At 46.9% G+C, this 26,647-nt stretch carries 22 protein-coding genes; 16 read left to right on the top strand and 6 right to left on the bottom strand.

All coding sequences use genetic code 11. The features are described from left to right. Positions 1–21 precede the first annotated feature (21 nt). The 4 genes from AAA946_RS11030 to udp all read left to right on the top strand — a co-directional run bounded on the left by AAA946_RS11030 (position 22) and on the right by udp (position 5,377). Entirely contained in the window at positions 22–438 is a 417-nt protein-coding gene (locus AAA946_RS11030) for a CBS domain-containing protein (protein ID WP_112462425.1), read from the top strand. 76 nt (positions 439–514) lie between these two features. Further along, positions 515–1,978 carry an MATE family efflux transporter gene (locus AAA946_RS11025; RefSeq protein WP_338164900.1) on the top strand — a complete coding sequence of 488 codons (1,464 nt, stop codon included), beginning with the start codon at positions 515–517 and terminating at the stop codon, positions 1,976–1,978. Between the two features lie 70 nt (positions 1,979–2,048). Then, positions 2,049–4,379, top strand: a complete 2,331-nt coding sequence (locus tag AAA946_RS11020) for a zinc/cadmium/mercury/lead-transporting ATPase (RefSeq protein ID WP_338164899.1) — start codon at positions 2,049–2,051, stop codon at positions 4,377–4,379. A 236-nt stretch (positions 4,380–4,615) separates the two neighbouring features. Then, positions 4,616–5,377: a uridine phosphorylase gene (gene udp, locus AAA946_RS11015; protein ID WP_252011635.1), complete on the top strand. Its 762-nt coding sequence runs from the start codon at positions 4,616–4,618 to the stop codon at positions 5,375–5,377. Positions 5,378–5,528: 151 nt separating this feature from the next. On the opposite strand, the gene AAA946_RS11010 is transcribed toward udp, so the two are convergent. Then, entirely contained in the window at positions 5,529–7,049 is a 1,521-nt protein-coding gene (locus AAA946_RS11010; RefSeq protein WP_338164898.1) for a diaminopimelate decarboxylase family protein, read from the bottom strand. Positions 7,050–7,728: 679 nt separating this feature from the next. On the opposite strand from AAA946_RS11010, the gene AAA946_RS11005 reads away from it, so the two are divergent. The 3 genes from AAA946_RS11005 (at position 7,729) to AAA946_RS10995 (ending at position 11,223) form a co-directional block, all read left to right on the top strand. Then, complete coding sequence (locus AAA946_RS11005; protein WP_042476694.1) at positions 7,729–8,664, top strand: bifunctional enoyl-CoA hydratase/phosphate acetyltransferase; 936 nt, start codon at positions 7,729–7,731, stop codon at positions 8,662–8,664. Positions 8,665–8,701: 37 nt separating this feature from the next. Continuing rightward, complete coding sequence (buk, locus tag AAA946_RS11000; RefSeq protein WP_338164897.1) at positions 8,702–9,766, top strand: butyrate kinase; 1,065 nt, start codon at positions 8,702–8,704, stop codon at positions 9,764–9,766. Positions 9,767–9,846: 80 nt separating this feature from the next. Next, positions 9,847–11,223 (top strand): aldehyde dehydrogenase, encoded by a 1,377-nt coding sequence (locus AAA946_RS10995; protein ID WP_338164896.1) that lies wholly within the window; start codon positions 9,847–9,849, stop codon positions 11,221–11,223. 104 nt (positions 11,224–11,327) lie between these two features. Here AAA946_RS10995 and AAA946_RS10990 read toward each other — a convergent pair whose 3' ends face one another. Next, positions 11,328–12,209: a LysR family transcriptional regulator gene (locus AAA946_RS10990; protein ID WP_338164895.1), complete on the bottom strand. Its 882-nt coding sequence runs from the start codon at positions 12,207–12,209 to the stop codon at positions 11,328–11,330. A gap of 351 nt (positions 12,210–12,560) precedes the next feature. Here AAA946_RS10990 and AAA946_RS10985 point away from each other — a divergent pair, with 351 nt between their 5' ends. Beyond that, positions 12,561–13,805 (top strand): MFS transporter, encoded by a 1,245-nt coding sequence (locus tag AAA946_RS10985; RefSeq protein ID WP_338164894.1) that lies wholly within the window; start codon positions 12,561–12,563, stop codon positions 13,803–13,805. A 65-nt stretch (positions 13,806–13,870) separates the two neighbouring features. Here AAA946_RS10985 and AAA946_RS10980 read toward each other — a convergent pair whose 3' ends face one another. Continuing rightward, positions 13,871–15,043: a DUF1887 family protein gene (locus AAA946_RS10980; RefSeq protein ID WP_338164893.1), complete on the bottom strand. Its 1,173-nt coding sequence runs from the start codon at positions 15,041–15,043 to the stop codon at positions 13,871–13,873. A gap of 182 nt (positions 15,044–15,225) precedes the next feature. After that, positions 15,226–17,217, bottom strand: a complete 1,992-nt coding sequence (locus AAA946_RS10975) for a methyl-accepting chemotaxis protein (protein ID WP_338164892.1) — start codon at positions 17,215–17,217, stop codon at positions 15,226–15,228. Between the two features lie 385 nt (positions 17,218–17,602). On the opposite strand from AAA946_RS10975, the gene hinT reads away from it, so the two are divergent. From hinT to AAA946_RS10940, 7 genes are all read left to right on the top strand, one after another. After that, on the top strand, positions 17,603–17,953 hold the full coding sequence (hinT, locus tag AAA946_RS10970; RefSeq protein ID WP_338164891.1) for a purine nucleoside phosphoramidase: 351 nt from the start codon (positions 17,603–17,605) through the stop codon (positions 17,951–17,953). Positions 17,954–18,017: 64 nt separating this feature from the next. Further along, complete coding sequence (locus tag AAA946_RS10965; protein ID WP_445206076.1) at positions 18,018–19,457, top strand: COG3014 family protein; 1,440 nt, start codon at positions 18,018–18,020, stop codon at positions 19,455–19,457. Next, positions 19,457–19,849, top strand: coding sequence for a YcfL family protein (locus tag AAA946_RS10960; protein WP_338164890.1), 393 nt, complete (start codon positions 19,457–19,459; stop codon positions 19,847–19,849). Before AAA946_RS10965 ends, AAA946_RS10960 begins: the two co-directional genes overlap by 1 nt. 41 nt (positions 19,850–19,890) lie before the next feature. Then, positions 19,891–20,481: a penicillin-binding protein activator LpoB gene (gene lpoB, locus AAA946_RS10955; protein WP_042476725.1), complete on the top strand. Its 591-nt coding sequence runs from the start codon at positions 19,891–19,893 to the stop codon at positions 20,479–20,481. 21 nt (positions 20,482–20,502) lie between these two features. Beyond that, positions 20,503–21,345 carry a phosphotransferase gene (locus AAA946_RS10950; protein WP_338164889.1) on the top strand — a complete coding sequence of 281 codons (843 nt, stop codon included), beginning with the start codon at positions 20,503–20,505 and terminating at the stop codon, positions 21,343–21,345. A 116-nt stretch (positions 21,346–21,461) separates the two neighbouring features. Beyond that, the gene (gene ycfP, locus AAA946_RS10945; RefSeq protein ID WP_338164888.1) at positions 21,462–22,001 is read left to right on the top strand and encodes an alpha/beta hydrolase YcfP; all 540 of its coding nucleotides are present in this window, start codon (positions 21,462–21,464) and stop codon (positions 21,999–22,001) included. A 393-nt stretch (positions 22,002–22,394) separates the two neighbouring features. Then, positions 22,395–23,684, top strand: coding sequence for an NAD(P)/FAD-dependent oxidoreductase (locus AAA946_RS10940; RefSeq protein ID WP_338164887.1), 1,290 nt, complete (start codon positions 22,395–22,397; stop codon positions 23,682–23,684). Positions 23,685–23,766: 82 nt separating this feature from the next. On the opposite strand, the gene AAA946_RS10935 is transcribed toward AAA946_RS10940, so the two are convergent. After that, positions 23,767–24,579, bottom strand: coding sequence for a DUF2989 domain-containing protein (locus AAA946_RS10935; protein WP_338164886.1), 813 nt, complete (start codon positions 24,577–24,579; stop codon positions 23,767–23,769). 141 nt (positions 24,580–24,720) lie between these two features. On the opposite strand from AAA946_RS10935, the gene AAA946_RS10930 reads away from it, so the two are divergent. Next, positions 24,721–25,002, top strand: a complete 282-nt coding sequence (locus tag AAA946_RS10930; protein WP_338164885.1) for a YeaC family protein — start codon at positions 24,721–24,723, stop codon at positions 25,000–25,002. A 74-nt stretch (positions 25,003–25,076) separates the two neighbouring features. Here the strand turns inward: AAA946_RS10930 and AAA946_RS10925 are convergent, their stop codons facing one another. Next, positions 25,077–26,636, bottom strand: coding sequence for a SulP family inorganic anion transporter (locus tag AAA946_RS10925; protein ID WP_338164884.1), 1,560 nt, complete (start codon positions 26,634–26,636; stop codon positions 25,077–25,079). Between the last annotated feature and the right edge of the window lie 11 nt (positions 26,637–26,647).

Here is a 26,647-nt window from a genome sequence, read left to right as displayed (position 1 = left end):
TCGGGAAGTAAGGAGAGTGCTATGGAGTCGCTAAAAGTAAAAGATTATATGACGCAAAGAACGGTCACGTTCACGGAAGACATGTCGCTCAGTGCAGCACTCGACAAAGTGATGCAATCGACCCACTTAGGCGGGCCTGTTATTGATGATAAAGAGCAGGTGATTGGGTTTATCTCTGAACAAGACTTGCTTGAGAAGTTAGTAAAAGTGAGTTATCACTGTCAGGATACGCATACGGTAGGGGATTGTATGTACCGTGAGGTACTGTCTGTCGCACCGGATACTTCCATTATCGAACTGGCTGATATGATGAAAGTGGGTAAGCCAAAAATGTACCCTGTAATCGACAATGGTCGTTTGGTCGGTGTGATTACCCGTCGTGATGTGCTGCGTGCTATTGGTAAAACTATTGAAGCATGCTTCAAACACCCAGTATAAACTAGATATTATTCGAAACGGGCGCTGCGGCGCCCTTTGTTGTTTGTAGAGCGTTTGTAAGCAGAAAGGGAATTCAATGGCTGAACAGTCTGCCAAGTTTGTTGAAGGTTCGACAATGCGCCACATTTTAGTGATGTCCGGAACATCCACCGTGGGCATCATGGCGATTTTTGTGGTTGATTTGCTCGACATGCTGTTCATCAGTATGTTGGGACAAGCCGAGCTCGCGGCTGCAGTTGGTTTTGCTGGTACGCTGACGTTTTTTGCAACGTCCGTCAGTATCGGCACGTCTATCGCAATGGGCGCACTGATGTCAAAGGCCATTGGCGCGAAGAACATGGCTTATGCTCGGGAGATTGGCAGTAGTGTATTAGTGATCTCCTTTCTGATTAGTGCGGTAGTGACAGCATTGATGTGCGCTTATATTCCTGAGCTACTTACGGCTATTGGAGCAGAAGGAAGAGCTCATGAACGTGCCGAAGCTTATTTATGGATCTTGCTGCCGAGTACCCCGTTGATTGCGTTAGGAATGGCGAGTGGTGCAGGCCTTCGCGCCGCAGGCGATGCAAAACGCTCAATGTGGGCAACGTTAGCGGGGGGGCTAGTCAACGCGGTGCTCGATCCTATATTCATTTTTGGTTTTAACTGGAATGTGGAAGGTGCGGCGGCGGCATCAGTAGTGGCGAGATTTGCGGTGTTTTATTTCTCATTTATGCCTCTACTTAAGGTCCATCAACTGCTCGATAGACCCAGTTTCGCCTCTGTTCGACGCGATACTAAAGTGATGTTGGCGATTGCCTTGCCAGCGATTGTCACCAATACCGCGACTCCGATTGGTAATGCCATTGTGACGACCGCCATTGCGCAATATGGTGAAGATTACGTTGCTGGCTTTGCTGTCATCGGGCGCATCATTCCGGTGTGCTTTGCGTTTATCTTTGCGTTATCCGGTGCGGTTGGTCCTATTGTTGGGCAAAACTTTGGTGCCGTCAGAATCGATAGGGTTGAAGAGACCCTTAAGAACTCGTTAATTGTCACCACTATCTACACGCTCATCGTATGCATGTTGCTTTATTTAGTGCAAGAGCCATTAATTGCTCTGTTTTCATTAACGGGCGACGCGGCATTAACGGTCAGCGCATTTGCAACATTTGTCGCCATTACCTTTGTATTCAACGGAATATTGTTTGTCGCTAATACCTCTTTCAATAACTTGGGAAAACCTTTGTATTCAACCGCGCTCAACTTAGGAAAGGCGACGGCCGGAACTCTGCCATTCGTTTATCTCGGGTCGCTATGGTTTGGTGCTCTAGGTGTGCTCTATGGGCAGGCCGTCGGTAACGTTGTTTTTGGTATTCTTGGTTACATTGTGCTGCGTTTTCATATTGCTGATCTTCGAAAAACAGGGGAATGTTCACAAGCCAAAGACCCCAGTATTGTTAGCGTTAACTCTCAGCCGTTCTGCACCCACGATCCTGTGATGATTGAAGAGGTGTCAAAAGTCGACAAGCAACTTGAGTCTCCCACGCTGTCGGGCTAACTTTTTTCTTGACCTTGGAGCTAGCTCCAAGGTTTACACTTGGGGTTAAGGATATGAAAAGGAGAGTCCCATGTGTAATAAACATAAAGCATGCAGTTCGCAAAATATTAGCGCTATTCGTCCGGCGAGCGATGCATGTGATGCGCCAAAGATCGCTCAAGTCACCACCATCGCAAGCGTCGAGTCGGAAGAGTGCCAATCAGGTGATGGTTGCTGCGCGGCTGACCCAGAAGAGCCCGCGGCCTCCAGTGGCCATTCTCAAGCATCAAAACAAGAATCAGGTTTACTAAAATCTTGGAGGGTTGCCGGTATGGACTGCCCAGCCTGTGCTCGAAAAGTGGAGACCGCGACCAACAGAATCCAAGGCGTTGTGAGCTCAAAAGTGATGTTCGCTACCGAAAAATTGGTCGTGCGAGTCGATGAGCCTGCATTGTTTTCGCAAGTTGAAGCGGCAGTAATGGATGCCGGTTTTACCCTCAATGCATTAGATGGCAGCTCGCCTAGTCAAACCCAATCTAAGCCTAAAGGCTGGAATAAAACCCTTAAAGACAATGTTCATATCCTTGCGATATCCACTGGTATGGCTATCGCTGCCGCATTTAAAGGTAGTTATCCTCAGATAAGTGAATGGTTGTTTACACTGACCTGTCTTATTGGCTTAATGCCGATCGGCGCTAAGGCGATTAAACTTGCCAAGTCAGGCACTCCTTTTGCCATAGAAACACTCATGAGCGTAGCCGCGATAGGTGCTCTTTACCTTGGTGAGACCGTTGAAGCGGCTATGGTACTGCTGCTGTTTTTGATTGGTGAGCGACTTGAAGCGTTTGCTGCTTCCAGAGCCAGAAGCGGTGTTCAGGCACTCATGTCATTGGTGCCAGAACAAGCTACCGTTATTGTTGATAATAACCGCCAGACCAAAAGTGCCGCAGCTTTGGAACCTGGCGATATCATTGAAGTTGCACCAGGTGATCGAATGCCTGCGGATGGTGAGCTTATCAGTTCCAATGCGAGTTTTGATGAAAGCGCGTTAACTGGTGAGTCGCTGCCTGTTGAGCGTGTGGTTGGCGACACTGTCATGGCAGGTGCAGTACTTGCAGATAAAGTTGTGCGTCTCAAAGTGACATCGAAGCAGGGTGAAAATGCGATCGATCGTATTTTGCATCTAATTGAAGAGGCGGAATCTCGCCGAGCACCGATAGAACGTTTTCTAGACAAGTTTAGCCGCTGGTATACGCCGCTTATGATGCTGGTGTCTCTGTTGGTTATTGTGACTCCACCGCTACTGTTCGCTCAGCCTTGGGAAACTTGGACCTACCGAGGACTTGCGCTGTTATTGATTGCTTGCCCATGTGCTTTGGTGATCTCTACGCCAGCCGCCATTACCTCTGGCTTGGCCGCGGCTACCAGACGTGGTGCCCTGATTAAAGGTGGGGCCGCGCTTGAGCAATTGGGTAACATCGAGTCTGTTGCCTTCGATAAGACCGGAACATTGACCTTAGGTAAGCCTCAGGTCACCGATGTCATTGTGACTGGCTCGATAACAGAAGATGAACTTTTGACGGCGAGTGCGTCAATCGAGCAAGGTTCGAATCACCCCCTCGCGACCTCATTGGTTCGCTATGTTGAGAGCAAAGCACTGATCATTCCAGCAGCAACAGAGCAAAAGGCGCTTGTCGGGGTTGGCGTAGAAGGGTGGATTGATGATGTGAAATGGGTGTTGTCGGCACCTTCAAAACTGGATGTGTCGATTGATTCTGATGTTAATCAAAAAATAGCCGAGCTTGAGAGCCAAGGGAAAACGGTGGTTGTCGCATTGCGCGAGTGGAACCAAGCATTCGCAGTGCAGGGTTTGATTGCATGGCGAGATGAAATGCGACCAGATACCGCCGATGCCGTCGCTAAACTCACTAAGCTTGGTATCCGCACCATTATGTTAACCGGTGATAACGAGCGTAGTGCGGCGTCTATTGCTGCCCCGTTAGGTATGGACTATAAAGCACGTCTACTTCCGGGCGATAAAGTGGGCTTTATAAATGAACTAGCCAGCCAGCACCGAGTCGCTATGGTAGGGGATGGCATCAATGATGCGCCCGCGATGAAAGCGGCGAACATTGGTGTTGCGATGGGGGGAGGCACGGATGTAGCGCTGGAAACGGCGGATGCAGCTCTGACTCACAATCGCTTGACTGAGTTACCGGCGATGATTGAGCTATCGCGCGCGACGTTAAACAACATCAAGCAAAATGTTGCTCTTGCCCTTGGTCTGAAAGGCGTATTCCTTGTGACAAGTTTACTGGGTATTACAGGGCTTTGGGTGGCTGTGTTAGCTGACAGTGGTGCAACGGCGATCGTTACCTTGAACGCATTAAGGTTGCTCCGTCATAAATCTTCGCTGGAATAATTGGCATTTGCTTATTACGGCCGCTGTTTGAATTGATTTCAGACAGCGGCTTTTTTGTGAGCGAAGAAACTTAAGTTGTGCAAAATCGACGCTAATTCGACATGAAAGTGTGATGCAAACCGATTTAATTTGAAATTCCAAAGTTTTTGCATTGGATAATTGTGATCTGCGTACGTTTATTGAGGGCGCTATCTTATAAGCTTAAACCCATACCCAAGAGACAAAAGGAGTCCCCCATGTCCCAAGCTGTTTTCCATCTCGGAGTAAATAAAGAAGATCTACAAGGCGCGACAATTGCCATTATTCCAGGTGACCCAGCTCGAGTTCAGAAGATCGCTGAGTTGATGGATGAGCCAGAGTTTTTGGCAAGCCAACGTGAGTACACTGTGTACCGTGCAAAACTAGACGGTAAGCCAGTGGTGGTTTGTTCGACTGGTATCGGTGGTCCATCAACATCAATCGCCGTGGAAGAGCTAGCGCAACTTGGCGTGCGTACCTTCTTGCGTGTTGGTACCACAGGTGCGATTCAATCACATGTGAATGTGGGCGATATGATTGTGACCACAGGCTCTGTTCGCCTTGATGGTGCAAGCCTACATTTTGCGCCAATGGAATTCCCAGCGGTTGCGGACTTTGATGTAGCAACGGCAATGAAAGAAGCGGCGATTGAAGCAGGTTCAACAGTGCACACTGGCGTGACAGCATCAAGCGATACGTTCTACCCAGGCCAAGAGCGTTACGATACGTTCTCGGGTCGTGTGGTACGTCGTTTCCAAGGTTCTATGGAAGAGTGGCAACAAATGGGTGTGCTTAACTTTGAAATGGAATCCGCCACACTACTAACAATGTGTGCAAGTTCAGGTCTACGAGCTGGCTGTGTAGCGGGCGTAATCATCAACCGTACGCAAAAAGAGACACCGGATCACGATACGTTGAAACAAGCAGAGACGCGTTCTATTCGCGTTGTTGTGGAAGCGGCGCGCAAGCTACTTGATTAACAGTCGTCGCTGTTAGAGAGAGATTATAGAAAAGCGGAGCAGGAAACTGTTTCGCTTTTTTGTTACTTATCTATCGGTGTGATTATCTAGGTGGCAGATACGAAAAAGCCTCTCAATTGAGAGGCTTTTGTCCGTCCAGAAGCCTTAAGAATTAGGCTTTACGCTGCTTCTCAAGTTCTGCTTTTGCTTTTTTGAAACGCTCTGGAAGGATTTGCGTAGCAAATACGTCTTCCACAGTTTCAGCGCGCTTGATTAGCTCAGCTTCGCCGTCTTTAACTAGTACAGTTGCAGGACGAGGAAGAGAGTTGAACTGGCTCGCCTGAGATTCTGCGTAGTGACCTACATCCATGATAGCTAGAACGTCTTTTGGCTCTAGAGCTGGCATGCGTGCACCGCTTTCCCAGATAGATGGGATACAGATTGGACCCGCTACTTCAGTCGTCTTCTCTTGAAGAGGCTGAGTCATCTTGTTCGCTGGTAGAACAGGGTTCTTAGACTCTTGAGACTCAACTAGCGTTGCTAGGTAAGTAGACGCGTCAACCATTGTGTAGGTGTAGTCCATCTCTTGGTCATCTTTTACTACGTATACAGACGTTAGTAGTGTACCGATGTTACCTGCGATGTAACGACCAGGCTCTAGCCATAGTTGTGGGATCTCGAAGCCTTCTTTGTTGAACTCTTCTAGCATGCCCTTACATACGATAGACGCGTAGTCTTCGATTGTGTTCGGGTTCATCATGTGCTCAACGCTACGACACTCTGGCTCACGCTCGCGTGGCCAACCGCCGCCAAGGTCGATTTGGAATGGTTGAACGCCACATTCACGAGAGATCTCGATAACATTGCGTGCGTACTCACGGTATAGTGCATCCCAACCTTCAGGTTGCTTAGAGAAACGACCTAGGTGAGTGTGGAAACCGTAGAATTCGAATGCATCGATTTCTTTAACGCGGTTAACGATTTTCTTCGCTTCTTCTTTTAGTAGACCGAACTTGATCCACTTCATCGCGCCGATGAAGTTAGGGAACGGGTATGCATCTGGTTCGAAGTCGTTGAAGAAATCTTCAGGGATAACTTTTAGACGTACCGCGATACGTACTTTTTCTTTTGGCTTAACTTCTGCAGCAATGCGCTCTACGATTTCAATTTCTTCGTAAGAGTCTAGGTGGATTGCGTAGCCGTACTCAATCGCTTTGCGGATAGCTAGTTCAGGCTTAACTGTACCGTTAAGTGCGATAGTTTTTGGATCCGCACCTGCGATGTGAGTTGCTTCAACTTCACCAGGACCGAAACAGTCACCACCAACGCCTTCTTCGTTACAGATAGCACGAACAGCGTAGTTAGTGTTTGATTTGATAGCGAACATTACGTTCACAGGCTTTGGCCAGTTTGAACCGAATGCTGCTTTAACGCGACGTAGGTTGCCACGTAGAGTGTCTTCGCTTAGTACGAATAGCGGGCTGCCGTATTGTTCGATTAGATCAGTTGCTTTACAGCCACCGATGTATAGGTCATCACCTTTAGTGCTTAGTTCATCTGTTGGAGTAAGCAGGTTTTGTAGGCGCTCAGCGTAGTTTTGGTTCGCTTTGTGCTCAGCAAGAAGTTGCTTTTGCTCTTCAAGTACAGTGTTTAGGTTTTTTACACTTTCTTCTAGGCGATTTTGGATTGTCATCGTCGACCCTTACTTAATAGTAGTCAATGTTGTATCTACTTTGTGATTCAGAAACTTAAGCTTCTCAATCACTGTGATTAGCTGAAGCCAGTATAGGGTATGGTCATGAAACAGGGCACTTCACTCAGCGTCAAAAAAACTTACTCTAGTGTCCGCACTACACTTTGCAACTGACAATTTGACATTCACACCATGAATACCACTCTTGATGTTCTAGCGATTATTAAACACCGAATCGTAAGCTATCAGATTGATAGCTGCTGTGAATTTATTGCCAACTTACGCTGTGTTACTCAAATCTCCATAGGTAAATTACCTAGTGAAACGGGTGTGTTACCTTAATTCTCGCTTGTTACGTTCGCTCTTCAATATTTCAATTTATTTCTCTAATTCAGTGAAATCTGTGATAGCAACCTGCTTCTATAGTTGCTGGTGATATGAATGCTGCCGATCTATTCACGGTCAAATAAATGTTACCGTAAATCGGTCAAAAAAACTGACACTGAGTGACGTTAATTTCGACAATACCTACGATAAATTCAATCCATCCTTTCACGAGGGTCTAAAAAATAATTCGCTTCAATTGCTCCACAATAACGAATTGTTTTTAGAGATAAGTGTTTATCGATAATAGAAAGAGGGCGAGTGGCTCTCTTCTTAAATATAAGGTATCGCCCCTATGTACAATAAAGACTTCTTTATTCAGCAAGCTAAAAAGTTCGGTAAGAAGCAACGCATGGTTGTTGCAGCAGCGCACGATGATGCAACGCTAGACGCAGCAAACAACGCATTCCAAGAAGGCATGGCAGATGTGATTCTTGTTGGTGAGCGTGCGCTAATCAACGAAGCAGCAGCAAAAGCAAACGTTGATCTAGCAAACTTCGACATTATCGAAGCTGATGGTCTAGAAGCAATCGCAACTGCAGCAGTCTCTGCAATTGCTGAAGGTAAAGGCGACCTACTAATGAAGGGTCTAATCGACACTTCAGTTCTACTAAAAGAAGTGCTTAAGAAAGAGCACGGTCTTCGTACTGGTAACGTTCTTAGCCACGCAGGCGTTCTATTTAAAGAAGGCGGCGACAGCTTCCACGTGTTCACTGACGCAGCGATGAACATCATGCCAACGCTTGAGCAAAAAGCAGGCATCATCAAGAACGCAGTGAGCCTAGCACACTCTGTAGGCATCGAAGAGCCTAAAGTAGCTAACCTATGTGCGAAAGAGAAGCCATACGACAAGATGCCAGCGACGATGGACGCGGCAGAGCTTCAAAAGATGAACCAAAACGGTGAAATTGAAGGTTGTATCGTTTCAGGTCCTATCTCTCTAGATATCGCGGTATCTCAGTACGCTGCAAACCTTAAAGGTTACGAGTCTCCAGTAGCGGGCAACGCAGATATCCTAATGGTTCCAAACATCGAAGTAGGCAACGTATTTGCTAAAGCACTTCAGTACATGGCTGGCTTCAGCATGGCGGGTGTTCTACTTGGTGCACGTATTCCTGTTGTTCTAGTTTCTCGCGCTGACGGCGAAGCTGAGAAGACAGTATCTATCGCGCTTGCATGTTCTGTAGCGGCTATGAGCCAACAGAAAGAAGCAGCAGACGCGTCTGCTTAATTATAACTAGCAATAACTTAATTTAGGTTTATAAGTGATGAAAATTCTAGCTATCAACCCAGGCTCTACGTCTACAAAAATCGGTCTTTTCGAAGGTACAACTGAACTGTTCGAGAAAACTCTACGTCACAGCGCTGAAGAGCTAGCGCCATTCGGTGCAGTTGTTGCAAACCAAAAAGAATTCCGTAAAGAAGCAATTCTTGCGGCTCTAGAAGAAGCTGGTGTTAAAGCTTCTGAGCTAAACGCTATTGCTTGTCGTGGTGGTGTTCTTAAGCCAATCGCTGGCGGTACTTACAAGGTTGACGATGCAGTAATCGCAGACCTTCTAGAAGCGCAAATCCAGCACCCAGCAAGCCTTGCAGGCATCATCGGTAAAGAAATCGCTGATGAGAACGGCATTGAAGCATTCTTCACAGATGCACCGGTAACTTACGAGCTATCTGAGCTAGCGTCTTTCTCTGGCCACAAAGCTATCAAGCGTAAAGGTCGTTTCCACGCTCTTAACCAAAAAGCTATCGCGCGTAAATTCGCTGAAGAGCAAGGTAAGAAGTACGAAGACGTTAACGTTATCGTTTGTCACATGGGTGGCGGTATCACTGTAGGTGCTCACATGGGCGGCCAAACTGTTGACGTAAACGACGCAGTTTCTGAAGGTCCATTCACTCCAGAGCGTTCTGGTGACCTACCAACTCGCGAGCTAATCGACATCTGCTTCAGCGGCGAGTACACGCACGCTGAGATGAAAGCATTCATCCAAGGTAAAGGCGGCGCATTCAGCTACACAGGTAGCATCGACATGCGTGAAATCGAAGAGAAAGCGGAAGCTGGCGACGCTGAGTTCAAACTAGTAACAGACGCGATGGCTTACCAAGTTTCTAAGCAGATCGCTGCTATGGGCGCGGTATTCGGCGGTGAAAAAGTTGACGGCATCCTGCTAACTGGTGGTATCGCATACAGCAAGTACATCACAGCTGAAATCACTAAGCGCGTTGAGTTCATCGCTCCTGTAACTAAGTTCCCAGGTGAAGTTGAGCTAGAAGCACTAGTACTAGGTACGCTACGTGTAGTGAACGGCGAAGAAGCTGCTCAAGTATACGCTTAATTGAATAAAGATTAGGAGCAGGCCAAGAGCCTGCTCTTTTTAAGTGGCTTGCCACCGAATACTTTAAGAAGGTAATAATAATGTCATTCGATATCAACAACGCACAAGGCGTTTTCGAAACTGTAGAAGCTGCAATCGAAGCAACTCATAAAGCTCAAGTTGAGTTCTACGCTAACTCAACTAAAGAAGGCCGTGAAGCTATCCTTACTGCTATCCGTGGTGCAGTTCTAGCTAAAGCTGAAGACTTCGCGAAGATGGTTCGTGAAGAAACTAAACTAGGTCGTGTTGAAGACAAGATCGCTAAGCACCAGCTAACTGCTGCTAAGACTCCAGGTACTGAAGTTCTAGAAACTAAAGTATGGTCTGGTGACAACGGTATCTCTCTAGAAGAGCGTGCACCTTACGGTGTTATCGGTGCTGTTACTCCTGTAACTAACCCAACTGAAACTATCGTTAACAACGCTATCTCTATGCTAGCGTCTGGTAACGCGGTAACGTTCAACGTTCACCCATCTTCTAAAGTTGTTTCTGCGATGATGATCGACATGATCAACAAAACTATCGTTGAAGCAGGCGGCCCAGCTAACCTAGTTACTATGGTTAAAGAGCCAACTCTAGAAACTCTAAACGAAATCGCTAAATCTCCACTAGTAAACATGCTAGTGGGTACTGGTGGTCCTGGTCTAGTTAAAGCAATCCTACAATCTGGTAAGAAAGGTGTAGGCGCTGGCGCTGGTAACCCACCTGTCATCGTTGACGCTTCTGCTAACCTAGACCTAGCTGCGGCTGGCGTTTACGGCGGTGCATCTTTCGATAACAACCTACTATGTATCGGTGAGAAAGAAGTATTTGTTGAAGATTCAGTAGCGGACGAGTTCCTAGCTAAGCTAGAAGCAACGGGCGCTTACGTTCTTTCTGCAGAAGAAGCTGAGAAGCTAACTGCACAAATCCTAACTATGGACGAAATCGACGGTGCTAAGCCATGTACTGCGCAAGAAATTGCTCGCGTATGGCACCCAGTTAAGCAACACGTTGGTCAAGACGCAGGTGAGATCCTTAAGTCTATCGGTGTTGAGTCTGAGACTCGTCTAGCGGTTATGGTTGTTGAGAACGATCACCCACTAGTACACGTAGAGCAAATGATGCCAGTACTTCCAGTTGTTCGTTGTGCGAACATCGACGAAGCTATCGAGCGCGCAGTTGCTGCTGAGCGTGGTAACAAGCACTCTGCATGTATCTACTCTGGTAACATCGAGAACGTAACTAAGTTCGGTCGTGCTATCAACACAACTATCTTCGCTCACAACGGTCCAACACTATCTGGTGTAGGTTACAACGCTGAAGGTACTTCAACGTTCACTATCGCTGGCCCAACTGGTGAAGGTATCACAAACGCGTACTCGTTCACTCGTGCACGTCGTTTCGCAATCGCTCAAGGCGGTCTGCGCATCGTTTAATCGATTTACCCCAATCGATAAAACGAAAAAGCCGAAGCATTTGCTTCGGCTTTTTGCATTCAGAGAACGAAACGAATAAGTTCTCAGAACCTACTCGTTTACTCTTAAAACAAGTCGTAAATCCCTTCTTCAATTCCATCTATCAACGCCTGACGAGTTTCGACGGTATGATCATTCGGTCTCGACATTTCACCAAAGCTCTCGTAATACATACCATTTGGATGCTTTAGCACCACAAGGTGCTCTTTACGCAATTCTTGTTTTACCAACGTTTCTGGAATAATGCCCCAGCCTAAATTATCCACGACGGCCTCTAACACTTCTTGGTAGTTAGAAAAGCTCATAGTGCTGCTGGAAATTGGGCGGAAATCTTGGTGAATCTCATCGAAAAGGTGCGACAAAACGATCTGACGATAGGCGGTGATGTCGGTACTGGTCACGTTAGCGAGTTTAGCGAGATCATGTTGTGGGGAGCACACAGCCATCATGCGGATACGATGCAGAGCACGAACTTTGATCATTGGATCGTCGCCCGAGCTAAACACGAGTCCGTAACCGAGATCGACGTGATTTTCCTTTACTAGCGTCGGGATGTCGGCACTGGATGCTTTGATAGCCGTTAGTGAAATATGGGGAAACTCGTCGGAGAGTGCGACTAACTGACGTCGCCAAAATGTCGATGGCAGCGTATCGTCATAAGCAATACGGATTTTGTCGCTGTCACCTTGGCGGAACTGTTCTGCTTTTGAGTATAAGCTTTCGGCCATATTGAGAATGTTGCGACAGTCGGGCAGTAAAGCGGCACCGGCATCATTCAATACTAATCGGTTACGAGTGCGCTCAAACAATTCAACACCGAGTTCATCTTCTAGGCTAGAGAGCGCCATACTCAAAGATGTGCGGGTTTTACCCATGATGTTGGCAACTTTAGTGAGCGAGCCATGTTCGGCAGTCAGAGCAAACACTCGCAGTTTTGTAAGGTTCATAGGGGAAACTCCCACCAAAAGGATTAGCGTGTTTATCAGTCGCTAATGAGTTTATTGTTATGATGCGTAGAGTATAGCATTTCTGACGCCCAGTGAAGCGTTATGTTGACAGTGGGGAGTCAACACTATTACAGCTAATTTGAGAGCTTGATATGATTGCGGCCCTTAAACGCCCGCCGCAATTAGAGGACGCAAGAGTAACAGATTCGTGCTAGAAACGTGTACTAGTATGTTACTTATTAATGCTGATTGTGAAGGCTATGATGAGTATGGCTGAAAAAAGGACTCTTTTTGCTGTATTACTCCTTAATTCCAACAACCCTATGGATGACTCCTAATGAGGTCTGCAACATGTTGAAAAAACTCGGCTTAGAAGGCTGGTTCTCAGCGCACTTTGCTTACGGCATCGTACAAATCGTATTTATTCCTATGATGGTACCATCATTTATTCTTGCTCGTACGGGCAGTGCAACCGACGCTGGTTTGGCGATGGGTCTATTTGGTCTAGCTGGCCTTTTCGCTCCAATTATCGGCATGCTTGCAGACAAATATAAAGCGCACCGTTTAGCTCAGCTTTTTGGCATGGTCTCTTACCTATTGGCCGGCGCATGCTTCCTGGCAGCAGGCAGCAACTTTGCAATGATGGCGGTAGGCTCAGTGTTCTTTGGTACGGGTTCTGCCATTCTTCTAATGCTTAACCCAGTGTTTATTACTTTCGCGGGTTACGATGCAAAGACAGAAGCGTCTAAGCTAGGTCGCATGGCTCAGGTTCTTATCATTGGTTCGTTGCTGTCTGGTATCGCGCTTGCTTACGTAACCGAACTGGGTTGGTCTTACGAAATGCGCTTTATGGCAATGATGGCGATTGTTGCTGTACTTGCTGTTATCACTATGCTAACCAATAAGAAGCCAGCGCAGCGCATTCTTGACAATGCGGAAGCGATGGCGGCTGCAGCGGCAGAAGACGACGCACCAAAGGTTGGCTTTGTTAAGGTTATCTTCTCTAACTTTGGTCTATTCCTACTCGCGGTTGGTCTACTGTGTGCGGGTCAAGGCGCATTCCAAGCACAATATCCAAACCTACTAGAGAACGGCTACGGTGTGGCTCAGTCACTATCTGCAGCGAATCTTTCAGTGGCGTCAATTCTTGGCCTAGTGATTCTTGTTGCGGCAGAAAAATTTGTTGCTCGTTTTGGTAACCTAAGCCTATTTAAACTGTCTGCAGTCGCGTCGATCGTGGTGATTGGTATTGCGTATGTGATTGCAGAAGCGGGTATGTCTCTACACTACATCATCCCACTGGCGCTTTTCCTTGTTTATCTTCAAGGCATCACAGTAACGGACATGATTTCCCCAGCAATTGCGGCGCGTCTAACGTTTGTTGGTGGTGGTTTGACTCAAGGTCTGATGATGTTCTTCATCTCTCTTGGCTTTGGTCTTGGCAGTGTGATCAGTGGTATTGCTGTTGATGGCTACGGCTGGGCAGCGCTACCATTTGCTATCCTTGGTCTAACAATTGCGGCTTATGTTTGTGTGGTCATCGTTGGCATGAAGCACAATGCAGCGGTAAAGCGTGAGCAAGTGAAATCAGCATAATTTAGATTTCGATAGTAAAAGGCTTGGCATATTGCCAAGCCTTTTTTGTACGTGCTAGTTGTAAATTAACTTAAACGTGCGCGCTCATCGATGCCGCCAGCGCCTTGGAACCAAATAGTGAGGTGGTGTTTAAGATCTTTGAGTTCGTCCGGGCCGATAAGTGCCAGTCCTAGATCTTCTGCGCGAGTGATGTCGTTATGACGTAGGGGTCTAAAGCTCACTAGCATGGCACGTGCTTGCAAGCCGCCCAGAAGATCGCGCAGCGATTCGAGCTTGTAGAGCGTATCGTCGCCATCATCTCGCATGCCTTTAGTCTTACATTCAATAATGTGCAGCTTGTTGTTCACCACTGACGCAACATCTAATTCATTGCGGACTTCACGTTCACCCAGTTGGCGGTATACCTGTACGTTGAGTGAGTGGTCTTGAATGGTTGGCAAGTCATCACGGATCTGTTTTACCGTGCTATGCACTAAGTTCTCAAGCCATTCACCGTTTGAGAAACGGCGCGCGTCTTCACTGATAAAGGTCAATACACCGTTGTCGTAGCTTGCGATTTGAGATTCCACCAAGTCACTGATGAGCATATTAAGCTCTCGGTATCCCTGCTGCTTTTCAGATAGGGCGACATCGAGCTTCTGCTCTTTACGGCATGTGGTTGCAAGATAATTGAGGGTCGCTAGACCTGGGCCAAGTTCTAGCGCGTTACTCGCCCATTTCTCTCCAAGTTCGTACAGCTTTTTATCCAACTGTGGCGGGAGATCATAATCGGTGAACTCACCTCTTGCACCGAAGATGGTCAGATAGTCGCCGATGGTGATGTGATCTTGCACTTGTGCATCTTGCGCACCTTCAGGATAGAGCCAACACATTTTGTCGCTGTTCGGCTCAACGACAAAAATCGGCCAGTGGAAAGTACGAAACACTTCATAGACAGAGAGCAAGCGGTGTCGTAGGCCACAACTCGCATTGAGCTTCACTTCTAGATTTTTCTCTTTGAGCGTATTGGCGAGAGTCAGAATTGATTGTTTGATGGCTGAGGTGTTGACGATGTCAGGGATCTCAAAAAACTCGGAGGTAATATCACGCTCTCCCAGTACCGCGCTTAAACGCTCATACATGTCGAACTGGGACTCGTCGCCAATAAAAATGATATGACGACTGACGGTGCGGTCATCGAGTAACGGGGTGACCAAACGGATGGGATCTTGGTCAATGATGCCTACATGAACGGCCATAGTGTTTCCTTCAACATTTGGCTTGCCGAAGAAAAGAGAAGACGACGCAACGCAATCCTGCGCTAGGTCTTTAAAAAGTAAAGCAAGCCATACTCAAGATATAATGGCGTTAGGTTTAAAAAACAAGAGCGAGACCCTAGGAATCTCGCTCTTGATGAATTATTTACGCTTTGTTGACTAAGTTAAAGCTTAAATCGGTGTACTAACTCACCTTGTTGGTTAGCCAGACTCGTCAAGCTTTGGCTCGTCGAGGCAATTTGTGACATCGCTTGATAACTGTCATCTGCGATGTGATTGATTTCTTCAATGTTCTTCGCGATGTCAGCGGTAGTCTCACTCTGCTCTGCAGCGGCTTGAGAGATGTGAGTACTCATTTGGCTGATTTCAATAATGAGCGCCTGAATTTCTTCCATCGCGCCATTAGCACTTGAAGCTTGTTCAACCGACAGTTCCATGTCTTTCATACAGCTTTCAATCACAGAGCCTGCACTCTTAGAGCTGGACTGCAAATTGCTGATCATGGTTTCAATCTCAGTTGTCGATTCAGTGGTCTTTTGTGCCAACACTCGAACTTCATCAGCAACGACTGCAAAGCCTCGACCTTGCTCGCCGGCACGTGCAGCTTCAATCGCTGCGTTGAGGGCGAGTAGGTTGGTTTGTTCTGCAATGTTGCGTATCACATCAAGAATGCTACCAATTTGGCTACTCATACGTTGCAGCTCACCCACCGCTTCAACCGATTCATTGAGGCGTGTCTCTAGTTGGTTGATGGTGCTGATGTTGGTGCTCATGATCTGACGACCAGATTCAGATGCAGACTCTACGGCATGTACTTTTTCTAGTGAACTTTGTGCGCTGTTTGCCACTTCTTGTACCGAATGGGACATTTCGGTCATTGCTGTGGCGACATTGGCCGTTTGCTCACGCTGTGCGCTCAACTGTTGCTGGGCACTGGCTGATGTCGATTGGTTGCTGCTTGCGGTATCTGTTAGGTTGTCTGACGCATCGTTAAGCTTGACCAGAACGTTGTGTAAGCTGTCCGCGAGGGTATTAATATGGTTACCCAGGCGGCGGAATTCGTTGTTGTATTTCACTTCGATACGCTGAGTCATGTCGCCTTCGGTTAGGCTCTCTAATGTCTTAAGCGTACTGTTAAGTGGCTGGCGTACACTTTGCGCAATGTGATAGCCAATACCAACCGCAATCAATGTCACGACAAAACCGATGCTGACGGCTTTAATGACACCTTCGTTGTAGATGTCACCGGCGTGAGCCAAGGATTGATTAAGGTTACTGGTTGCAGTGTCACTGAAGCCGTTTAGGGTCACCATTGCTTCGTCAACCACTACGGCTAGACTTTCAATGTTCTGGTATAGCGCATCTTTAGCAATCAGGTAGCTGTTGTGTTGATCGAGTACCCCGCCTTTTCGGCCAACGTCCTGAGTAAATTGAGCAACTGACTCAGCAAAAGCGTCTTTTAGCTCCGGCATCTGACTCACCAGGCCGTTGAAGGCGTAGTTTAAGTGGCTTACCGCTTTGCGGTTTTTGTTTACTGCTTGCTGTACAAATTCCGTGTCGCTGCTCGCCAGTGCATCGGATGTGATGATCTCTGCGTCTTTTAGTTTAATGAAATAGCTTTTCGCCATTACTTTAACTGAGATGCTCGATGAATCATCGACATACTCTTTCATACCCACTGACAGGTCAGCGTGCAGTTTTTGGAAGCGACGAGTCGATTGCTGAACTTGCTCTTGTGCCGCAAACATGGATTGGTAGTTGTCCATCGCGGTTTGCGCTTCTTGGTCATAGCGTGTTTGAACGTCACGTAATTCAGTAATCGCAGCTTCAAGCTCTGGGATACCCTGGCTTACTTCAGAAAGCTGAGTGAGCGCCTCGCCAAATTTTTGCATCGATACCGTAAACTCATCACGGCGGATGGTCATGCGCTCTTCGTTCTGCGTGGTGAGAAAGTCTTTGAATGACTTATCAGCGGATAACAGCTGCACACTGGTTTGGTTGGACATGGACACCAGAGGCAACGATGTGTTCGAAACGGAACCAAAGTTTTGGTGAATCTGATTCATGCCGTTAAGCATGATGGCGATAGTGATGACGAATAGTACGACGATCAGCGTAAAGCCGGCATACATTCTTCTGATAACAGAACCCTGCATTTATCTCTCCCTATAAACTGCAGCAATACAAAAACGATACAAAAGTAGTCTGGACGTTTGCCACCAACCTGTCGCACAATCTGCGTGCGAACGAAATATCAGCTGGTGTTATGTCTCTTTATCGTTAGAAATAGCAAAAACTGAAATATATCTAATAAACAGTGCTACGTTTTATGACGCACTCATCAAAAACACAACAAAAGTGATAGTTTTGTGAAGAAGTGTTAGCTCTGTCTGTGAGAGAGAGAGTCGACACGTTGAAGAATTGAACAATAATAAAAACAAGTAGCTAGTAGGGTTTGCTTTCAATTGTGATCCCCATGCCCATGGTGCATACTTTCTTAGTAACCCACACACGTATCCTATTTGGTAATTGGAGAGCTTCATGGCTGAAGAAACCATTTTTAGCAAAATCATTCGTAAAGAAATTCCTGCCGATGTGCTGTATCAAGACGACTTGGTGACAGCGTTTCGCGATATTAATCCTCGGGCGCCAAGCCATGTGCTGATCATCCCAAATAAACTGATCCCAACGGTAAATGATGTTGAAGCCGATGATGAAGCTATGATGGGACGTATGTTTACGGTCGCAAAAAAGATTGCCCAAGAAGAGGGGATTGCTGAAGATGGCTATCGTCTCATAGTGAACTGCAACGCGTACGGCGGACAAGAGGTGTACCATATTCACATGCACCTTGTCGGTGGCCGCCCACTTGGTCCGTTATTGGTTGGCTAAGTCGGTCACTTTACTTATCAAGTCATGACTCTCCCTAGTGGCTCAGTTGCCACACGTGACAGTCATGGCTTTACAACTCAACGAGTCATGTTATTCAGAATTTATGTTAAGACGTTGCGTTAGATTTACGGCAACCGTTGCATTGAGTGCGACCTTGACCGCGTGTGCCGGGCTTACGGCCGGAAATCTTTTTAGTCACTATACTCAGCAAAATACGATTGTGTATCAATCGGTAAAGACTGGTCAGTATGATAAAGCGCTTGCGGCGCTGCCAGCCGAGCCGGTAGCCGGTGATATTTTGGATAATTTTGAACGCGGCAGAGTAGAGTTTCTTAATCGCGATTATCCGCAAAGTAAATCGGCACTTGAGTTAAGTGATAAAGCGATCCGTGTACAACAAGACAAAGCATTAATCTCGATCACTGATACTGCAACAAGTGTGGGCGCATTGGCGATTAATGACAATATCACAGAGTACGTTCCGCCTGATTATGAGTTGGGCTTTTTGCATCTTTATCTCGGGCTTAATTACGTTCAGAACAATGACCTTGAAGGGGCATTAGTTGAGGTAAGAAGGGCGAACCGAGTACAAGAGCGTGCTCGTCAAGCCAGAGAAAAAGATCTTCAATCGTCCGAAAACCAACTGAAGCAGCAAGGCCTGTCGCCAAACCTTGGTTCGGTATTATCACGCTATCCTGACGCAGGTAATAAGCTTAAAGCGATTCAAAACGGCTATTTGCTTTATCTATCAGGGCTACTGTACGAAGCATCTAATGATTTGAATGGCGCTTATATCGATTACACACGCGCTCTCGCGGTGGCTCCGGACAATGAAGCTGTGATTGATGCGGTAATTCGTGTCGCTAAGCGTTCGAGTCGTAACCAAGATTTAGCCAAATTGAAAAAGCAATACGGGGATCGCTCCGGCCCGAAGCAGGGCCAAGGACGTGTCGTCGTGTTGGAAGAGCAAGGTGTGGTCTCGGCGATGCAAGCGTGGAATCTGACTTTGCCTATCTATGACAGTCGAGGTAATACCGCCTTGTATACTGTGGCATTGCCGTATTATGTGCCAAATGTTTCGCCAAAACAGTCGCCTATCGTACTAGACGGTAAATCGATAATTGGCGATGAGTTGGTGGATGTTAACTTGATGGCGCAGCAGCAGCTGTCTGAAAATATGCCAGCTATTTTGTTGAGACAAGCGCTTCGAGTCTATGCGAAAGACCAAATCCGCAAGAGCTCCACTGGGGACGAAGATAACGTAGGTAATTTGCTATTTAATGTATGGAATACTTTAACTGAGCAACCCGATACACGCAGCTGGCAGACCTTGCCTAGCCAAGTCAACGCGGCCAGCGACATAGTGAAAGCGGGCGAGCACACACTCACCGTAGATGGTCAAGACTATACTTTTGAAGTGAGAGATCGCCAAACAGCCTTGGTTTGGATTTCGAGGCAAGGTGGCAACGCCACCATTTGGCATAAGCAACTAGGAAGATTGTAATGAAAAAGTGGTTAGTAGTAATCGGTGTACTGCTCTCAATTGTGGGCTGCGCATCCAATAAAACAGCGGGCATCAAAATTGAAGGACAGACTCAAACCGTCCTATATGGTGATGAAAAAATGGGGAATAAGTTCTCCATTGATGATATCTCTACCGTCGATACCAATGGTCATTCGAGAGCGGTTGTTAAGCTGTCCAATATGACCTCGGTCGATCAAACGATCCAATACCGTTTTTATTGGTATGACGAGCAGGGACTAGAAGTGAACACAAAACAGGCACCGTGGCGTACAGCTATTTTACGAGGTGATGAAACTATTACCCTATCTGAGGTGTCTGTTAATCCAAATGGTAAAGAATTCCGTGTGCAGGTACGCGGAGCTGATGATTAATTTCCACTGGTTGGAAACGTAAGCAAGACTAAGGAAACAAAATGAAAAAGAGTATTATTGCTTTGTTGGGTTTGGCTGTCATTTTAGGTGGCTGTTCAAATAAAGTCAGCTATGGCGATGCACAGGCAACTGAAACGACGACCATTGACTTCGGCTCTACCGACCTGCAAAAAATTGCTGGTGATATGGTTGATAGCATGTTGATGTCCGGCTCGGTTGCTGCTATCACTCGTGATAGTCGACCTATCGTGTTTGTAGAGCGCATTAAAAACAAGACCACAGAGCACATTGATACTGAGTCTATTACCGACACCATCAGCACCAAAATGCTTAACTCTGGTAAGTTCCGTTTTGTTGATATGGATCGTGTAGAGTCAGTACGTGAACAGCTTAACTTCCAAAACAACGATGAGCTGGTTAACCAAAGTACTGCCATTCAATTTGGTCAAATGGTTGGTGCTCAGTACATGCTTTACGGTAACTTGAGCAGTATCGTTAAAGAAGCGGGCAGTGACAAAGATGTGTATTACAAGATGACTATGCGTCTTATGGATCTGGAAACTGGCTTGATTGAGTGGGCTGATGAAACTGAGATCCGTAAGCAAGAGTCTCGCTCTGTACTCGGTCTTTAATGCTTGTTTGGCGACGATAAGATGCAGTCATGGAACAAGGCGCTGCAAGCAGCACCAGAACTCGCCGCCATCCCAACGTTAATTAATGAAGTGCCCCTAGGGGCACTTCCTCTTTCTGGCGGGCTCACCAATCGTTGTTGGCGGGTATTGACGCAAACGTACGGTTGGTTGGTATGGCGAGCCAATTCACCCCACTGCCAAGTGTTTGATATCGACAGGCACAATGAGGCAAATGTGCTGTTAAGTATCGATGGGCAGGTTATGGCCAATCGGCTCGTAGCGCATGATGAACATGGACTACTCGTTACTTGGTGTGAGGGAAGTTTGACGACAGACGAAGAACCTGTTGATTCGCTGCTGCATCAACTCGCGACAGTTCATGCGATTACACCTTCCTTACCCGTGCGAGAGTTTGATTTGTCTGCCAAGCTCGACCACTACTGGTTCCACATTCATGATAACGTCTTAAAAAAGCGTTATAAGTCTTTGTACGAAACCTATCGTGAGCCCCCAAAGCTGAACCATGAAGACAAGGTATTGTGCCATTTCGATTTTGGCCGTCACAATATCGTCAAGTCAGCGGGTAAGTTTGCGGTGATTGATTGGGAATACGCAGCGATGGCGACGCCAGCTTTAGATTTGGTGCTGACATTGGATATGTTAGGCGCTGATCATGAGGAAGGGCTAGATGTCTATCAGCAGTATGCGCCTGTTGAAAACAAGGAGTCTTTTCTTGTCGATATGCGCCGTTGGCAGCCGCACACCGAGATTATGGCGATGCTGTGGTACGTGCTGGCCGCTGAGCATTGGCAAGACTCGGCATTTTTGACCTCAGCGGAGCAAATTTATCAGCGAAATTGTTGATTAGATCACTGTTTATCAGTTCCGTCATTGGAAAAAGCGTTTAACCCCTTTGAAGTTATGGCTTTCATGTTAGATTTAAGGAAAGCGTACCATTATAGGAATGATCGAGAGGTACTATGATTATCTATCTTCACGGCTTTGACTCAACAAGCCCAGGCAACCATGAAAAGGTGCTTCAGTTGCAATTCATCGACGAAGACATTCGCTTCGTCAACTACAGCACGCTTCATCCTAAGCACGATATGCAGTACCTTCTGAAAGAAGTGAATAAACTGGTTCAGGAGTCTTCTGATACTAAACCATTGATTTGCGGTGTCGGCCTAGGAGGTTACTGGTCTGAGCGTATTGGTTTTTTGTGTGGCATTAAACAGGTGATCTTCAATCCGAATCTGCACCCAGAGGACAATATGCAGGGGCGTATCGATCGCCCTGAAGAATACGAAGATATTGCGACTAAGTGTGTGGAGAAGTTCCGTACTAAGAATGCGAAACAATGTATGGTTGTCCTGTCTCGTGAAGATGAGGTCCGTGACAATCAACAAACTGCCGACGCTTTGAGTGCGTACTATGATGTGGTTTGGGACGAGACGCAAACTCATAAGTTCAAGAAGATCTCTCAACACTTACAAGCGATGAAAGCATTTAAAGATGCATGATATCTAACTGATATCCAAGCTTTAAAGGTGAGAACGGCCCTCAACGTAGGGCCGTTTTTTTATATGGCAATAAATTGTTGTTTAAATCACCATTTAATTTATTCAGTAAAAATAATCCCACGGAATAGTTGCGGTCATTGATTTGCTCTATATAATAAAACCGCTCTACAAAATTTGATAAATATCAAAAAAAATTGAGAGCAAGAAGATAACTTGCCGAAAAGGGGCAAAATTAGACGATTTTGTGCCGAAATGTGAAGTGAAACGGGATCTGTAACGCGTTAGGGGCACTCTGTATTCGAGCGAGTTGACGCAGAATGACAAGAATTTTTGTGCTTGGACTTTGTCGGGGCATGTTCAATTTTTAAACTTTCACTTTTTAGGAGAGCTATTGTGACTAATATTGTCGTAGTAGGTGGTGGCGCAGGCGGATTAGAGCTTGCAACCAAATTAGGCCGTACACTGGGACGTAAAGGGCGCGCCAATATTACCCTAGTCGATCGTAAAGCCAGCCATTTATGGAAACCTTTGCTGCATGAGGTAGCGACAGGTTCACTGGATGAGGGCGTGGATGCATTGAGCTACCGAGCGCATGCTAAAAACCATCATTTCGATTTCCAGATGGGCAGTCTGCAAGAGATCGATCGTGAAAATAAGCACATCACGTTAAGTGAGCTTAAGGACGAGCAGGGCGAGTTGCTGATGCCGAGCCGCAATATCGATTATGACATTCTTGTGTTAGCAATCGGCTCGACGTCGAATGACTTCAACACACCAGGTGTGCGCGACAACTGTATCTTCCTAGATAGCCCTGAGCAGGCGCATCGATTCCGTACTGAGATGAACAATGAGTTCTTGAAGTTACACGCGAAAAACGGTCAAGGCACGGTCGACATCGCCATTGTAGGTGCCGGTGCGACAGGTGTTGAGCTTTCTGCTGAGCTTCATAATGCAGTGAAAGAGCTACGTACTTATGGCTTTGGTGATTTGGACTCGAGCAAGCTGAATGTAAACCTGGTCGAAGCAGGTGAGCGTATTTTGCCAGCACTACCGCCACGTATCTCCAGTGCAGCGCATTCTGAGTTGACTAAACTCGGCGTGACAGTACGTACCGCGACTATGGTGACGCAAGCGGACTCAACCGGTTTAACGACTAAAGATGGTGAACACATTCCAGCACAAATTATGGTGTGGGCTGCGGGTATCAAAGCACCGGACTTCATGAAAGACATTGCCGGCCTTGAAACTAACCGCATTAACCAGCTTGTGGTAAAAGACACACTGCAAACCACACGTGACGATGACATCTTCGTCATTGGTGATCTTGCTCAGTGCACGCAAGCGGATGGCAAATTTGTACCGCCTCGCGCTCAAGCTGCTCACCAGATGGCGAGCCGCGCTTTTGGCAATATTGTCGCTAAACTGAATAGCCGTGAACTGAAACCGTACGTTTACAACGATCATGGCTCTCTAGTGTCGCTGAGCCGCTTCTCTACGGTAGGTAGCTTGATGGGTAACCTGACGAAGGGCTCGATGATGGTTGAGGGCAGAATCGCACGTGTTGTGTATATTTCGTTGTACCGCATGCACCAAATGGCGCTGCATGGCATGTTAAAGACCGGTTTGATGATGTTAGTCGGCCGTATTAACCGCGTGCTGCGTCCGAATCTTAAGCTTCACTAATCCTGATTTGACTGGATGAATTAAAGCCCCAACCAAGGAAACTTGGCTGGGGCTTTTTAGTATCGAGAGTTAAGATCTGAGACTACAAGGCGAGAGCTGCTGAATAGTCGCCGCTTTTTATTGCTTTGGCGACGGTGTCGGCCTGTTTTTGTAGTCGTTGGTATGTGTCATCGCTTAGATTAAACATCAAGCGTAGCTCATTCTCAGAGGCGATTGGGATATCAAATTTAGTCGCCACCATGGCCCAAAGGTAAGATTGCTCAGGTTGATCGAGGCTTTGCGTTACGCTTGCGAGTGCTTTGATCACATCGTTATTTACACTGCTTTCCCCATTGGACAGCATCAGCGAACGATTGAGCAACTGGAAGGTCTTGGTCTTGTCGCGTGAAATGTAATAGGTTGCCAGCGCGTACTGCAGTTCAGCCGTGTCTAACTGTGGTAACCCCTCCATGGCGAGGAAACGTCGTCTTGCTGACTGATCGCCGGCCTCACTCCATAAAAAGTAGAGAGTGTCTGGGGAGGTCGTATTACTGAGCGACTGTGTGACTCGCTGTTGTTCATTAATAGCAAACATCAGCGCATCAAAGCGACGTGCTTTGAGATCGGCTTGCTCGATAGGTTGTATTTGCGAAGCAAGTTCTAAGCACTTACGGTACTCTTTGAGCAAGTAATAGTCTTTAATCGAATTGGCTTCGGTAGGGGCGCTGAGCATGTCATAGCGATGCCAAATAAGGTTGGTGCGGGGGATCCGACACTGGCCGTCAGACGTATTCATGACTGCACAGTTCAGCGCGGGCTCTTGCTCGCACAATTGGTCGGTGTTCTTGCGTGTTTCAAAGCAACCGGCCAAAAGGGACGTACTTAAAAGAACGAGCAAAATATGGGGTAAATTCATGTTACTACTTGTGATCGAATACACTGATTTATCTAGCTTAACTTGACTCAGTGTACCATCAGGTTATGGTTCGAGTAATGAATTAACCTCTCAGAACCGTAAAAATGCGGGGCTGTTATCTTTACCACAAGAAGGTTCATTATGGATGTAGAAAAATTATTAGCAGCAATGACACCAGATGTGTATGAAAGACTTCTTTACGCCACGGAAACTGGACGTTGGCCAGAGGGGAGTCGTCTGTCTGAGGAGCAGCGCTCTTCTTGTATGCAAGCGGTGATGCTGTATCAATCAAAGCACAATGTTGACCCTCAACACATGTCGGTGGCCGCAGGTGGGGACATTACTTTTAAAAGCAAAGCTGAATTGAAAAATCAGTTTGCTGACAATTCGAACGAAATTGCCCGCGTGAAAGTTGCTCAGTAACCATCACACTTGGTAATCGCAAATCACAGATAGCAAAAAGGGGTGTTACCACCCCTTCTTTTCGTACCTGCTGATTACCCAGCCAATACATCCGTTGCTACTTTGTAGCTAGGATCTTCTTTCACGTTAATCTCTACCAAGCTACCTGCTTTGTCGAGAAGTTTGCGACAGTCTGGGCTCAAGTGGCGAAGATGTAGAGTTTTGCCGACGGCGGTGTAACGCTCAGCAAGCGTTTCGATCGCTTCAATAGCTGAGTGATCGGTGACGCGTGAGTTAGCAAAATCCACAATGACATCTTGAGGATCGTTTGGTGCATCGAATAGCTCTAGGAAGTTCGCGGCAGAGCCAAAGAAAATCGGACCATTCACCATGTATTCTTTTGAGCCTTCTTCATTGATACGGCTGCTCGCATAAATGTGTTTTGCATGCTCCCAAGCAAACATAAGTGCCGAAACAACCACACCTACAGCAACGGCAACAGCAAGGTCTGTCATCACAGTAACCACCGTTACTAGAACGATAACAAAGAAGTCTTGCTTCGGTACGCGGCGTGCAAGCTTGAACGTCGCCCATTCGAAGGTGCCAATAACCACCATGAACATCACGCCAACCAGCGCGGCAAGTGGGATCATTTCAATCAATGCAGCGGCGAACAGAATGAACATCAGTAGGGCAACGGCAGCAACGATACCAGATAGACGACCACGACCACCTGAGTTAACGTTAATCATCGACTGACCGATCATCGCACAACCACCCATTGCCCCGAATACAGAACACGTGACGTTCGCTAGACCTTGGCCCACACACTCACGGTTTGATTGACCACGTGTGTTGGTCATCTCATCCAGCACGGTCAGCGTCAGTAGAGACTCGATAAGACCGATAGCAGCAAGGATGATCGCGTACGGAAGAATGATTTGTAGCGTTTCCCATGTTAGTGGTACGGCTGGGATTGAGAAGGTTGGCAGCGAACCAGCGAGCGTTGCTGCTTCGTCACCAGACATTGAGCGTAGGAAGTCGACAACGGTGCGCGTATCCAGACCTAAACCTTGTACCAGCAGAGTAACCGTCACAATCGCCACGAGAGAAGAAGGTACGGCTGTAGTGATCTTAGGTAGGAAGTGGATGATGCCCATTGTCAGTGCTACTAAGCCAAGCATTAGCAGCATTTGGTCTTGTGGTAACCACGTTAGCGCACCAGACAGGTCAGGTGCTTTAAACTGACCAAGCTGCGCAAGGAAGATGACAATTGCTAGGCCATTCACGAAACCAATCATCACTGGATGCGGCACCATGCGGATAAATTTACCCAACTTGAATAGGCCGGCACTGATTTGCAGTAAACCAGCAAGCATGATAGCAGCAAACAAGTATTGAACACCGTGAGTCGCGACTAAGCTAACCATGACCACAGCCATCGCGCCTGTTGCACCGGAAATCATACCAGGACGGCCACCAAAAATAGAGGTCACTAGGCCAACGATAAACGCAGCATAAAGGCCAACCATAGGGTCAACACCAGCTACGAAGGCAAATGCCACCGCTTCTGGTACCAGTGCAAGAGCAACTGTAAGGCCTGACAAAACGTCATTCTTTACAGAGTGTTTAGAAAACTGTGGGAATTCAAACATGAAATTAATCG

Origin of the sequence: Vibrio sp. 10N (assembly GCF_036245475.1) — a bacterium.
Taxonomy (GTDB): domain Bacteria; phylum Pseudomonadota; class Gammaproteobacteria; order Enterobacterales; family Vibrionaceae; genus Vibrio.
The sequence above is the reverse complement of the archived record's forward strand: the minus strand, read 5'-3'. Positions and strand labels throughout refer to the sequence as shown.